At 56.6% G+C, this 13,319-nt stretch carries 9 protein-coding genes and 2 pseudogenes; 6 read left to right on the forward strand and 5 right to left on the reverse strand.

Annotated features, from left to right (window positions below):
- Window positions 1–616: 616 nt before the first annotated feature.
- Both D0550_RS19745 and D0550_RS19750 read left to right on the forward strand, forming a co-directional pair.
- Window positions 617–1,648, forward strand: coding sequence for an NAD-dependent epimerase/dehydratase family protein (locus D0550_RS19745; RefSeq protein WP_161965936.1), 1,032 nt, complete (start codon window positions 617–619; stop codon window positions 1,646–1,648).
- Between the two features lie 250 nt (window positions 1,649–1,898).
- Window positions 1,899–2,566 (forward strand): annotated as a pseudogene (locus D0550_RS19750) (IS256 family transposase); the annotation flags it as partial.
- A 28-nt stretch (window positions 2,567–2,594) separates the two neighbouring features.
- Here the strand turns inward: D0550_RS19750 and D0550_RS19755 are convergent.
- From D0550_RS19755 to istA, 4 genes are read right to left on the reverse strand one after another with little or no spacing between them, the layout of a single operon-like run.
- A complete protein-coding gene (locus D0550_RS19755) occupies window positions 2,595–3,365 on the reverse strand; it encodes an IS3 family transposase (protein ID WP_206606423.1) in 771 nt (256 codons plus the stop codon).
- 47 nt (window positions 3,366–3,412) lie between these two features.
- Window positions 3,413–3,736, reverse strand: coding sequence for a DUF1153 domain-containing protein (locus tag D0550_RS19760; protein WP_116810913.1), 324 nt, complete (start codon window positions 3,734–3,736; stop codon window positions 3,413–3,415).
- Between the two features lie 54 nt (window positions 3,737–3,790).
- Window positions 3,791–4,549: an IS21-like element helper ATPase IstB gene (istB, locus tag D0550_RS19765; protein WP_116810914.1), complete on the reverse strand. Its 759-nt coding sequence runs from the start codon at window positions 4,547–4,549 to the stop codon at window positions 3,791–3,793.
- Between the two features lie 33 nt (window positions 4,550–4,582).
- Entirely contained in the window at window positions 4,583–6,115 is a 1,533-nt protein-coding gene (gene istA / locus D0550_RS19770) for an IS21 family transposase (RefSeq protein ID WP_116810915.1), read from the reverse strand.
- 266 nt (window positions 6,116–6,381) lie between these two features.
- Here istA and D0550_RS36020 point away from each other — a divergent pair.
- The 3 genes and pseudogenes from D0550_RS36020 to D0550_RS36895 all read left to right on the forward strand — a co-directional run.
- Window positions 6,382–6,772: pseudogene (locus D0550_RS36020) on the forward strand (transposase); the annotation flags it as partial.
- A gap of 772 nt (window positions 6,773–7,544) precedes the next feature.
- Window positions 7,545–9,470 carry an outer membrane protein assembly factor BamB family protein gene (locus D0550_RS19780; RefSeq protein WP_161965938.1) on the forward strand — a complete coding sequence of 642 codons (1,926 nt, stop codon included), beginning with the start codon at window positions 7,545–7,547 and terminating at the stop codon, window positions 9,468–9,470.
- Window positions 9,467–9,694: a PQQ-binding-like beta-propeller repeat protein gene (locus D0550_RS36895; RefSeq protein WP_161965939.1), complete on the forward strand. Its 228-nt coding sequence runs from the start codon at window positions 9,467–9,469 to the stop codon at window positions 9,692–9,694. The genes D0550_RS19780 and D0550_RS36895 overlap by 4 nt, the downstream gene beginning before the upstream one ends.
- A gap of 473 nt (window positions 9,695–10,167) precedes the next feature.
- Here the strand turns inward: D0550_RS36895 and D0550_RS19790 are convergent, their stop codons facing one another.
- On the reverse strand, window positions 10,168–11,316 hold the full coding sequence (locus D0550_RS19790; RefSeq protein WP_116810919.1) for an NAD-dependent epimerase/dehydratase family protein: 1,149 nt from the start codon (window positions 11,314–11,316) through the stop codon (window positions 10,168–10,170).
- A gap of 907 nt (window positions 11,317–12,223) precedes the next feature.
- Here D0550_RS19790 and D0550_RS19795 point away from each other — a divergent pair.
- Window positions 12,224–13,312, forward strand: a complete 1,089-nt coding sequence (locus D0550_RS19795; RefSeq protein ID WP_116810920.1) for an aldo/keto reductase — start codon at window positions 12,224–12,226, stop codon at window positions 13,310–13,312.
- The last annotated feature ends 7 nt before the right edge of the window (window positions 13,313–13,319 follow it).

Genomic DNA, 13,319 nt, shown 5'->3' on the forward strand with positions numbered 1-13,319 from the left:
GTCGCTAAAGCAGCAGTACGGGCGCTATCGCGAACAGCCCGCAGTCCCAACCAATGGGATCCACTTGGACCACCTCATTGTAGAGAACTTATCCGACTACAGTCATGCTCGGAGTAAGCTCACTCAATGTGTCGCATGCCTCGCCCCTCAGTTACCACCAACCAATTGAGACCCAAGTCTCATCGTTTCTGTCCCGAGCTTCACCCAGGTTTCTCGGCGTATGGAGGCCGAGCTCATACACCGACCACTCTTTACTGCGAGGAACACGGCCGTAGTTACAATGCATGCTACCCTCGTTGACTTCACACCGCGCAGGAGAACTTCAACCTTGCCTAACTTCTATGCAATTGTAGAATCGCGTTACAAGATTGCGCGTCTTGTTGTCATCACCCACCCGCGGAAAGTTGAGTTGAGGCATCCATCGCTCCTCTTCCCGCTCCATTAGCCGGAGAGCACAATGCCGAATCGGCGCGAATTCCTTGCGCGAACTGCGGCTGCCGCCTTGGGCAACAGCACTCTCGGCCTAGCAGGTTCACAAGGACTCACGGGCAGTGAAGTCGCCTCTCCCACTCCGCCACAGCCACAAGATCCCGTCCGGTCACCACAACCGCTGCGCATGCTAATCCTCGGCGGCACCGGGTTCATCGGACCGTACCATGTGCGTGCAGCTCTAGAACGAGGACACACGGTCTCGGTGTTCACTCGCGGTAGGAGTTCGACAGAAGTCCCCACAGGCGTGGAGCAACTTACTGGCGATCGAAACCGGGATCTTGAGGCAATCAAGAGTCGCGAGTGGGACGCGGTGCTAGATCTGGCTACATACGGCCCGGCCTGGGTCCGCACGCTGGGCGAAGCACTCAAAGACCGCGTGAAGCACTATACGTTCATTTCCACGGTGGCGGTCTACCAAAACATAGGTGGCAATCGCAGCAGTACCGACGAGAAAAGCAAACTCGTGGAGTACAAAGAAGCGGCGGATCCCTTTTCGATTACCACGCTCAGCGAGCAGTACGCCCCGCTCAAAGTACTGTGCGAACGCGAAGCGGAACAGCAATTCCACGGAAGAACCTTGATTATTCGCCCAGGCGTGATCGCTGGCCCCGGCGACACCGTTGGCGGCTTTACCTATCTAGCCGTACGGATGGAGGCTGGTGGCGAGATACTTGCCGCCGGTGATCCGCTCATGCAGGTGCAGATAATCGACGTGCGCGACCTAGCTGAATGGACCATTCAAATGGTGGAGACCGGCGCGACGGGCATTTTCAACGCAGTTGGCCCCGATCTGCCCCTGGGCTGGGCTGAGATGCTGGGCGCGCTGAGGGGCGCCACCTTGTCGGCGGTAAAGCTTACGTGGATTCCTCTCTCGTGGCTTCAAGAGCAGAACCTGAAACCTCGGATCGACATAATTACACTGTTCCCGACGGAATTCGGGTACCCAGGCTTGATGCGAATGAGCAATGACAAGTCACGCGCGAAGGGCCTGACGTTTCGCTCAGTTTGCGAAACCGGAGCCGACACGCTTACTTGGTTTAAGAACCAGCCTGTCGCTCGCCATGCGCAGCTACTTGGTGGATCTAACTTAGAGGCAACAATGCAACGTGAGCGCACTATCTTAGCTGCATGGAGCGCGCATCAGTCTAAGGGCTGATGCTCAATGGAGGGCAGCGTCGTTTGCGCGAAACGCGACTGTTCTCGCCCAGGTTGCAGTTGATACGCAGACGCGAGCGGAAGCCTTCATAGCTCACGCTGCGGCGTGGTTGCCGATCCTTTTTCGGACTGGCTCGTTCGTTTGACCGGCCGTCGAGAAATCATGCGGACCCGAGTCATCACGCTCGACAATAGGAGTGTCTGGTTTTTTCTGTAGAGCCATACACTATCCCTGCGGGGAAGGAGCAAGTATGGCAAAGAAGAACACACGCGAGATCCCAAACGAGCTATTGGATCAGCTGCTAGAAGGCCGCGATTCGCCGCACTGCACTAGATTCCGACGGCCTCATCGGCGATCTGAAGAAGGCACTGGCCGAACGGATGCTCAACGCGGAGATGGACGTGACCGGGTTCGATGACAAGATCATCGCCGCTATGCCCGTGGCATGAGTACCCGTGGCATCCAGCGCCATATGCGCGAGATCTACGCGATCGATATCTCGCCTGATCTGGTCTCAACCGCCACCGATTCGCTCATCGATGAAGTCACCGCCTGGCAGGCTCGACCGTTGGAATCGAACTATGCGCATCGTGTTTTTCGATGCGCTACGCGTGAAGATTCGCGACGAAGGGCTGGTCAAAAACAAGGCCGTCTATCTTGCGATCGGAGTGCGTCCATCGGGCCATAAGCAGGCGCTCGGGCTGTGGATCGAGCAAACGGAAGGCGCAAAGTTCTGGCTGCGCGTGATGAACGAAATCAAAACGCGAGGCACTCAGGACGTCCTGATCGCGGTGGGACGGCTTAAAAGACTTTCCCGAAGCAATCACGGCGGTATTTCCCAACGCTGTGGTGCAGACCTGCATCGTGCACCTGATTCGTTACTCAATGCAGTTCCCCTCGTGGAAAGAACGCAAGTCGTGTAATGACCCAGCGATTCCTGCTCAGGTCATGCTGCTAATTTGAACGCCTCAGCGGGTGTTCTCATGGCCAGCGCCTGGTGTGGCCGCTGGTTGTTGTAGAAGCTGATCCAGTCGCTGATGACCCGACTTGCGTGCTGTAGCGTCTCGAAGCGATGGCGATGCACACATTGGTCCTTCAACGTGCGGAGCACGCGCTCGACCATGCCGTTCTGCTCCGGTGAATGCGGCGTGATGAACTCCTGTCGAAGTCCATAACCTCGCACCAGTGCCGTGTAGCTGCGACTGGTGAAGACCAGGCCGTTGTCCGAGCGAAGCAGGAATGGTGCCGGTACGCGTCCTAGCGTGCCGAAGCGCGCGATCAATGCTTGCTCGAGCGCCGCCTCGGCGGTCCGCGATCGACCGCTGCGCGAGAGATGCCATCCCAGCAGTTCTCGGGTGCAGCAGTCGATGACGAGAGCGAGAACCGCCCAACCATCGCGACCGCTCCAGACTCGGCACAGGTCCGTAGCCCAGCGCTCGTTCGGCGCGCTCGCGACCGACGGCAGCGCCCGAACGCGGGGTCGGAAGCCGACCGGACGCTTGCGCACTTGCCACTGCATCAGCTGGAAAACACGCTGGACGGTGTTCTTGTTGAACTTCAGCAGATACGCCACCGTGCGATAGCCGAACGATGGGTTCTCCTCGATCATCTGCTTGATCGGCCGCGCGAATCGCTCCTGTACCACTGGCGGCTTCTTCGTCGCCTTGTAGTACACGGTGCGACGAGGAATGCCGAACCAGCGGCACAGCTGGCTGATCGAAACGGTGTAGCCATCATCGTTAAGTCCCTAGCGGATCGTCTCGATCACTTCTCGTCCTCGCCCAGCAGGGACTGCAATTTTTTTCGGGCACGCAGTTCCAACATCGCCTCGCCGTAGGCTTCCTGCAGATCCTTCAGCTGCTTCTCATACTGCTCGCGCAAATCCTGTGGGTTGGCTCGCAACGCGTTCTCCACGCCGCGCTTGCCATCATCCATCCACTTCTCGATCTCGGAAGGCGGTAAGTCGTGAGCTCGGCTAGCTTCGGCCACCGTCGTCTTGCCTTGGATAATCTCCAGAACCAGCGCGCTCTTACGGCGCGCTGTCCAGCGTGCGTATTCCGACGATGGTGACCGGTTATTCCGATTTATTGTGACCGGCGAAGCACGGGTGGTAGTGCTTGAGAGGAAGGATAGCAGAGTCGGTCACGTTAAATCGGAAGGCGCATTTTTCGAGCCGCGGGCACGGCGCAGAGACTCGCCTTTGAGCGTGACGCGGTGGGCGCGATGGTGAAGCCGATCCAGGATGGCGTCGGCGATGGTCGGCTCGCCGATCCAGGCGTGCCAGTGTTCGGTGGGCAACTGCGCGGTGATGATGGTGGCACGCCGTTCAGCGCGATCATCCAGGACTTCCAGTAGATCGTCGCGCCCGTATTTTTCTAGCGGCTGCAGTGCCCAGTCATCGAGTAGCAGAACGTCAAGCTTGGCGAGTGCGATGAGCCTACGTTTATGGCTGCCATCGCCGCGGGCGATGCGCAGTTCTTCGAGCAAGCGCGGCACGCGTGCGTAGAGCACGCTCTTTCCCAGCCGACATGCCTTCTGCGCGAACGCGCAGGCCAGCCACGTTTTGCCGACGCCGGTCGGGCCGCAGATGAGCAACGTCTGAGCTTGGTTGATCCATTGCCCCTGACTGAGCGTTGCGACGAGGCGCGTGTCGAGTCCTCGATTGTGACGAGTATCCAGATCTTCGAGGCACGCCTGCGCGTACTTCAGTTTCGCTTTGGCGAGTAGCCGCGTCAGGCGCCGGTTATCTCGGTACGCCGATTCACCTTGCACGAGCAGCGCCATGCGATCTTCGAACGAGAGCGTGGCGCTGGTGGGAAAATTTATCTGTTCCTCGAGGACCGCCGCCATGCCATCGAGTTTCATGGCACGTAGTTGAGTCAAGGTCTGCTGCACGATCATTCGCATCTCCTTCGGTATGGAGGACTGGCTGGATCATTGGTAATACTTTGGGCCGCGCAGATGGGCGTGCTCGGGCGAGCTCCACGAGGGCTCATCGGCGAGTGGAAGGCTCTCAACACGGCGCTTCAGGATCGAGGCGACGGTTTGATACGCCGGACTGCCGAGCGCAAGTGCACGAACGCATGCGGCTTCTAGACGCTGCGCGCCGTAATGTTTCTCGAGCTTCAGCAACCCCAAGCACGCGCGATAGCCTTGCTCGGGATGTTTACGCGTGGTCAGGATGCGCTCGATGACCTGTGCGCAAGCCGGTCCATGTTGAGCGCCCCAACGGATCAACCGTGCCGGCGACCACTCTAGATGTGCTCGATGCGCTGCTGGCATGTGCTCCGGCACCGTCGTATGCGCGAAGCGGTGAGACGAGCGGCGGTGTGCAGCCACACGCTGTCCACGGTGCAAGACTTCCACTGCAGTCGCCGTCACACGCGCCTCGACGTCCTGATGCACGAGGGCGTGCGGGACGCTGTAGAAGTGCTCGTCGATCGATACGTGATAATCGATGTTGACGCGCGCCTTGTAATAGCGGGCGAACTCATAGGGGCTCGCAGGCAGCGGCCTCAGCGCCGATCGATCTAACAACTCATAGGCACTTTTACGAGAGCCTGGCAGTCGTCGGAACGCTCGGGTGTTGATCGAGTCGAGCAGATCGCCGATCGCGCCATCGACCTCTTCGAGTGTTTGGAAGCGATGATCGCGTAGACGAGCGAGGATCCAGCGCTCCACCACCTGGAGGGCCACTTCAACTTTGGCCTTGTCCTGCGGGCGGCGCGGGCGAGCCGGCAACACCGCGGTATCGTAGTGGTGCGCAAGATCCTGCACCGTCAGCGAGGCGCGCGGCTCGTAGCGATCCGGATGGGCGATCATCGCACGCGCGTTGTCCGGCACGATGAGTTGTGGCACGCCGCCGATGAAGGTGAGCGCGCGAACCAATGCGCCGATCCAGTCTTCCAGTCGCTGATGCGCGGTGGCGCATGCGAATGTGTAATTGGAAGCACCGAGCACGGCGACGAAGATCTGAGCGCGCTGTCCCTCACTGCCGTACGGTACGCTCTGACCCGCGTAATCGATGAACAGTTTCTCGCCGGCACGATGGATCTGCCGCATCGAGCGGCGAAGAGAAGCGACGTAGGTGTGATATCGAAGCGCGAACTGGGAAAAGCGGTAAGCGGCACGCCCAGCGTTAGCCGCGGCGTACTCTTGCCAGAGCAGCGTGAGCGTGACACCCGGTCGCTTGAGCTCCGTGTGTACCCGCGCGCAATCCACGGGCGCGCGATCACCATACACCTCGCGCTTCAGGCGCGGCTGGACGTGCTCGAGTACCTGCGCATCCGACAGCCGCAGCAGTTCACGTGGCTCGATACCGCAGCGCTGGATGCGCGCAGCGTACTTCGCAACGACCCCTTTGGAGATCGACAGCGCCCGAGCAATCTGCTCGTGCGACAGGCGCGTGATGAACTTCAGGCGGATCAGGTCGCGGATCTTGCGCATGGTGAGTGCTCGCGTGGGCATCGCTTCTCCTGGCCGCAAATCGGCCAAGAATAGCGACGACTAGCCACTCGACCCGGCACTCGCCCTCCGCGGCGCACAAACCGGTCACGATGAAATCGGAATCCCGGTCACGCCAAATCGGAAACCTCGGTCATGGCAATTCGGAATCGGTGGTCACACCCCGTCGGAACACGCACAGCGTTTGATCTCGTCGTCCATCAATGTGCTCAAATGTCTCTCCAGATAGATTAACACCTGAGCAGGAGTTCAGTGGGTCACTACAGTCGATCGCACGCGCGCTGCGCCCCGTCTACTGCGCGAATAGTGCCGAGGGCGCAGCGGTGGCGCTGGAGTTCTTTGATCAGGACGAGTGGGGGGCGCAAATACACTGCGATTGCCCAAAGTTGGCGGCGCAACTGGGAAGCGGTGATTCCTTTCTTCGCCTTTCCTGCCGAGGTGCGCAGGATCATCTACACCACCAATGCCATCGAGTCGCTGAACGCGTGCGTACGCAAAGCGGTGCGAACAAAGGACACTTCCCTAACGATCAGGTGGCGACCAAGCTGATTTGGCTGGCGGTACGCAATCTCGCGGAGAACTGGAAGAACCCGCCGATCTCCTGGCATGCTGCCAAGGTTGGCGATCCAGTTTGAGGATCGATTTGTGTTGAGCGCATGAATCTTCACCGGCTCGCACACAAAATTTCTGACAGCCCCTCGATAGTCACCGCATTCGCGCTATCGAAGAGTGCCTCCCGCGCACCGCAACCGAACTATTCGACGGCAGAAACAACCCAGCGCGCCGGTCCACGAACTGCTCAGAAGGCGTGAAGTGCATGCACATGGCGCGACTGGACCCATCCTCGCCACATACCAGCATTAACTCCAATTGCAGCGGACCGTCGAGAAGCTCACCTCCCCCGCCGCGATCTCGACCGCAAGATCAGCGAACAACTTTGAACACTTGCACATACCCATCCACCAGACTGATCCCGAATAGCTCATGCAGCCAATTTGTCGCACGAGCAGTCGAAACAATCCAGTATGACCGAGCATCCTCGATGCACTCTAGAAAACAATTTCTGTACGGATCGAGCCTACAGGCCCGCGACTCACGTGAACCGCACTTTTCCCTGCCAAATGAATCCTTTCCACTTCGACCAGACGGGTCAGTATAACGTCGGCTATAACAGATTAGATATCCTCCCAGCAAGCACCCAGCACTACTAGATACTGCAACCATACAAGCTCCGACCACATGGCTGAAACAGTTCCATGAACCGCTCTACAACGGGCGCGAATCGCTGAAGTGACAGGGTTTTGCATCGCTCAATCAGATCGGGCGAACCAGCCTTGCAACAGGGCCTTGTTGCGGCCGGATACGGAGATGAATACATCCAAACACGCCCACATTAGAAGCCCACCACGCGGCCGGCAAGAGGAGAGCGTTCGTGATTCGTAGCTCATCAACTCCCCCTCACGTACTTAGCGTTGCGGTATCTGCTCTGCTCCATGTTCATCTTGCGATCTTCGTTACAGCATGCAGCGGTTCCGAAGGAAGACCTAGATCAACTCCGACAGAGTACGCAGCCGGGGATGATTGGCCCTACTATCACGGAAATCCTGCGGGAACTCACTACTCAGCGCTACGCGACATTAATATTCATAACGTTCAACAATTAAAAATTGCATGGGTTTACGACACACAGGACACGCTCGGACCGGCTTCCACTATCGAATCAAATCCCTTGATTATCCGTGGACGCCTATTCTTCATCTCGCCATTGGGACGGTTGATCTGTCTCGATGCCGCAACGGGTCGCGAACGCTGGACGTTCAATCCGAGAGTTCGGCAACCAGGTGGCTCCGAGCACTGGCGAAGGGGTGTTTCATACTGGACTGACGGCCGAGATGAGACGATATTCTTTACGTTCGACCATGACCTTTACGCAGTCGACGCCAACACTGGTCATCCAATCAAGAATTTCGGCTCACACGGACGTGTGTATGTGGGAACTAGGGTATCTTCGCCCGGCGTCGTCTATCAAAACCTCATTATTATTGGCGGCGGACAGAGCAACATTCGTGCATTTGACGTTCGCACAGGCGAGCTACGCTGGATATTTCATACCATTCCCCGACCAGGCGAGTTCGGATATGACACGTGGCCGAAGGACGCTTGGAAGAGCGCTATTGGCGCCAACAACTGGGCAGGCATGTCACTGGATGAGGCACGCGGAATAGTTTTCGTCCCCTTAGCATTTCCGCAAGACTTTGTCGGTGTAGGTGATGGAGACAACCTATTTGCGAACTGCCTGCTTGCCCTCGATGCTAGGACTGGACGTCGTCTTTGGCATTTCCAAACCATACGACATGATGTGTGGGACTGGGATTTACCGGCCCCCCCAACCTTGGTTAGAGTCAAGCGCAACGGAAAGACGATCGATGCGCTTGCTCAGACGAGCAAAATTGGATTCGTCTATGTGCTGGATCGCGTAACTGGCCAATCTCTGTTTCCATTGACAGAACAGAAGGCGCTCCCTTCGGACATTCCAGGCGTCAGAACCGCAATGACGCAAACTGAGCCAACACTACCGCTGCCCTTTGTGCGTCGGCGCATCACTGCCGAAACGCTGACTAAGCGTACCCCCGAAGCGGCTCAGGCTGTGGCGAGGCAGTTCGCGACACTGCGCAGTCGAGGTCTTTGGGACCCCCCGAGCGAACAAGGCACCGTCATTTTTCCAGGAACAAGCGGGGGTGCCGAGTGGGGCGGCGGCGCCTTCGACCCCGCGAGTTCAGTACTCTACGTTAACGCTATAGAAATGCCATTCATCGTTAAGCTTCGGCAAAAAAGCGGTGGAGGGAGTGCCAGCACACTGTACCTCGATAGTTGCGCCGGCTGTCATGGGGAGAAACGAGAGGGAAGTCCGCCAGATGTTCCGCCTCTAGTCAGGATTGGAGAAAGGCTTACGCCGGCTCAACTAGCCGCAAAAATCTCCGCTGGCGGCGCCGGAATGCCAGCATTTCCAATGCTAGCGGCAGATCCAGCAGCGATGAGCGCTCTGGTCACGTTTCTTGAGAATGGCACCGATCTGTCTGTGAAGTTGCCGACGCCGGATTCCCCTAAAAAACAAGCACAGTACGTTATTGCGGAGCTCTCGAAATTCGCGGACCCAGATGGCTATCCAGCGGTGTCACCGCCATGGGGCACTCTGAATGCAATCAACATTGACACCGGCCAGTATGAGTGGCGAATTCCGTTTGGTGAATATCCGGAGTTGGCGGCCCAGGGATTTAATAACACTGGCAGTGAAAGCTACGGAGGGCCCATCGTCACTGCGGGCGGTTTGCTATTCATCGGCGCGACGTCACATTGATNAAAAATAAAAAATTTCGCGCGTACGATAAGCGGACAGGGAATCTACTGTGGGAGACAACTCTACCGGCAGCTGGGAACGCAACACCTGCTACATATCGCGCGAATGGGCGTCAGTTCGTCGTTATCGCCGCAGGCGGCGGCCGACCAAGCGTTGAGGTGGAAGGACACAGAAAGGCTGAATCCGGTTCAATGATTATCTCATTTGCCATTCCAGAACCCTAGCCGCACTCGGCAGCATAGCCGACCGACATAGCTTCATTCACAGTTAAGGTGGTTTAGCACCGATGACGCACGACACGAGCCGGAAGTCACGGACGATACGAGCATCGATTAACCAGATTAACGGACGGCGCTTCTCTCGAGAAGAGGCATACACGCGAGCGCCCGTCACGTAAGACCATGAATACCATGAATACCATGAATACCATGAATACCATGAATACCATGAATACCATGAATACCATGAATACCATGAATACCTAAATTTTCCCCTCATTGCCTAGGCGTGAACGTGAGCGGTAGCGCGCGGCCAGGCACTCTGCAAACCAACGAGCCATTGATGCGTTTCTTAGCATCGCGCAGGCGACAAGCGTATCCGACCATTCTGGCCAAGCCACCAACGCCATGGAAGATTGGCCGAGCGCAGATCCTCGTCGATTCTTGGCTGCGCAACCTACATGCAAATGAGCCTGGTTTTACCTCTGCACTACGTGCCACGCCGCGAGCAACTCCCGCTCGCGCGCCATCGAATCCTCCAGCGATTTGTTCTTCTCATCAAATCCGATAAGGCTGTCTCTCTGCCGATCTGCGGGTAGGTTCCTGTACCAATTAATAGTGTCAACAATTGTAGCGTTGAGGGGCCGAAAGCTAAGACCATGCCTCACAGCCTTATCTACCTTAAGTTCCATGCTTCCGGGAATTCCCACCTGCGCCGGCCAGAATAGTAAAGAGTTGAACGGCCGAAGGCTCCGCTCCATGAGCCAACTCAACGGAATCCAAGTCAGACTAGTTGGAACCGAAAAGGCGGCACGAATCCCGCCCAAAAACTCTCCCCACGTAAACCTCGCCGCCGGGCCAACAGCAGTAAACGAGCCCGTTTGTTTGCGCTCCGCTAAGCGCACTGTCCATTCGGCCAAATCGCGGACGTCGATCAACTGTATTGGAGCAAGAGGTTCACCAGCGGCAAGAACCTCCCCGCCCTTCTCCAGTCTACCAACCCAATAAGTGAAGGCGCCGAGCCGCTCACCGGGTCCAACGATAGTACCCGGACGTACCACCAATGACCTACCAGGAAACTGCGCCTCTGCCTCACGTTCGCAGAGCACCTTTAGCGAACCGTACTGGGTGCCTGGCGCCTCGAGGGAGAATGGACTTTCCGCGCCCGCATACGCTTCCAACTCGCTTTCCTCACTAGCTCCACCGAGAGAGTGATACACCATGACTGTGGATATGAAGGTGTAATGCTTAACACGCCCCCGGAGCGCCTCGCCCAAACTCCTTACCCACTTCGGCACATACACGGCCAGATCGAGTACAGCATCCCAATCTCTGCTCATGATCGGTGACAGGTCATTGTTTCTGTCACCTATTAACATCTCGACATCAGTCGAGATCTCTGGATCAGTCTTGCCGCGACTAAAAACCGACACCAAATGCCCGCGATCCCGCGCCGCCCTCACGAAGTGCCGCCCGATGAATCCAGTGCCACCTAGAATGAGCACTCGAAGAGGAGCTTCGGCTACAATCTGAGCCGAATATGCAACTCGTCGCTGATGAAGGGCGAAGGCTCCAGCCGTAGATCGAAGCAAAAACTCCCGGCGGTTAGTCATGACCGCGTCCACCATTCAAGAATGGTTGTCCGTATGCAGGCTCTCGAAACAGCGGAGCACAGCCAGCCAGCTGCCTCTCGCGATGTATATAGTTCTCGTCGACGCTATTTCCGAGAGCTGCTTGAGCGCGAATCCATTGCGCTACAGACCTAGCCATCACCATCTATGAAGATCCCCTCGACCCGTGAGAATTCCATCAAGAAAGCCACCAACTACAACCCGAATGCCAGTGCCCTTGGCCCTCATTGCATTGCTTCCTTTCCAACAGAAATGTCCCGCCTTACTTGATTCCCGCGGAGCTCCACTCAAGCAATGTTGATAGGACTCCTCAAGAGGCGGATTCGGACCCTGCCTGCATCGAGGAGATCTAAATATCTTCAGTCTCCTTGGTTCATTCCACCGACGCCGCCCACCGATCTCACGCCTATTTCGTCCATCGAGCCTGTGTTCTTGCTACAACGTACAATCGTTACTACATGCGCTCAATTTAATGCACGACCGCGGAGTCCTCCCTATAAAAACCTGCGAGATGTCTGGAACGACACCATCCCCACCAGGACCACGAAGAATGTCGCTTCGCGAGCCCATCCGTAGTTATCAACAACTACGCAGCCTGTCCGTGTCTAGCTGGCAAAACTCTGCAATTCGGTAGTTCACTTATTCATTGACGACCAATCGTTACGTACGTCAATCGGCTGGCAACTCCGCCAACGAACTCGCTTCTATACAACTCATGGATTCAATAGTTCGCAAAAATTCGTTGCGCGGCCCTCCTTTTCTTGTATGAGTACGAGTCCTAGTTGTGAAGCTTGATGGCTACCCGGTCGTATGTGAGACATGCCATGCACTCCGCACGTAGAGGATGATCCAAGCGAACGGCTGTACCTAGCCAGCCGAGGATGCAACCTGAAAGGATTATTTCATGCCAACTCGTCGAGAGTTTCTGGTTCAGTCCGCCGTCGCAGGCGTTGTCGCCTCCGAGCGAACAAAGTCAGGTGATGCGCCCCCCAGCGATCGAGCCATCGGAGCTCCTGACCATGGCCACTACCAAATTCCTAATACGGAACTCACTGTTTCGCGTCTGGCTTATGGAGTTTCGCTATGGGGAAAAGGATGGAACAGCGCGGACTACGTTCCTGCGTCCGTGCGGGCTGTTCGAACTGCGTATGAGAATGGAATTACGTTTTTTGATACTGCCGATGTTTACGCAGGTGGGCTAGCGGAAATGGCTCTCGGACGGTTTCTTTCAGAAACGCCCGGCCTTCGAAACCGGGTTGTCATACAAACGAAGTGCGGAGGAGACTATATCAGAGTATCCCCGGGCGATCAGATAAAGCTGGACAGCCGCGGAAGCAGCTTCGGGCCAGAGCTTGATCGGAAGAGAATTGTTCTAGCTGTCGAGGGCAGCCTGAAACGCCTGGGCACGGATCGATTGGACATTCTTTTACTGCATATTTGTCATCCACTGACCCAACCCGAAGAGGTAGCCGAGGCCTTTGACAATCTTAAGGACAGCGGAAAGGTCAGATACTTTGGAGTCAGCAACTACTCTGCGATGCAGATTGCGCTATTAAAGAAGCATGTTCGCCAGCCACTCGTGGTAAGTCAAAATTGGCTCGGGCTGGCCAATTGCAAGTTGCTTGCAGAGAGTGCAAGCCTGGGTGGGCTCATCGACCATTGCAGAATTAACAATATATCCATTCAAGCGTATTCCCCGCTTAAAGGAGGAAGCGTATTAAACTCGCCAACCCTTCTAAATCCATCTCCTGATTCGCCCCCTGAGGTCAAACAGGTTGCTCAGTTGCTACAGGAAATCTCGCAACATCACAAGGCAAATCCTTCCGCGATCATGCTGGCTTGGTTGCTAAGACATCCAGCACACATTATTCCAATTCTTGGCGCCAGCAACCCCAATCACATCATAGAAAATTGCCTCGCTAATGGCGTTAGCCTCACACATGAAGAATGGAGTGTTCTCTGGCACGCAGCGATGAAAATTCAAAACGCTTGATTCCTCT

The sequence above is a fragment of the Steroidobacter cummioxidans genome, from assembly GCF_003104955.1.

Bases quoted from the DNA above. Each gene is read 5' to 3' on its own strand.
- istA (WP_116810915.1), bottom strand. From the start codon at position 6,115: ATGCCCACGCGAGCACTCACCATGCGCAAGATCCGCGACCTGATCCGC.
- D0550_RS19745 (WP_161965936.1), top strand. From the start codon at position 617: ATGCTAATCCTCGGCGGCACCGGGTTCATCGGACCGTACCATGTGCGT.
- D0550_RS19795 (WP_116810920.1), top strand. From the start codon at position 12,224: ATGCCAACTCGTCGAGAGTTTCTGGTTCAGTCCGCCGTCGCAGGCGTT.
- D0550_RS19790 (WP_116810919.1), bottom strand. From the start codon at position 11,316: ATGGTGGACGCGGTCATGACTAACCGCCGGGAGTTTTTGCTTCGATCT.
- istB (WP_116810914.1), bottom strand. From the start codon at position 4,549: ATGATCGTGCAGCAGACCTTGACTCAACTACGTGCCATGAAACTCGAT.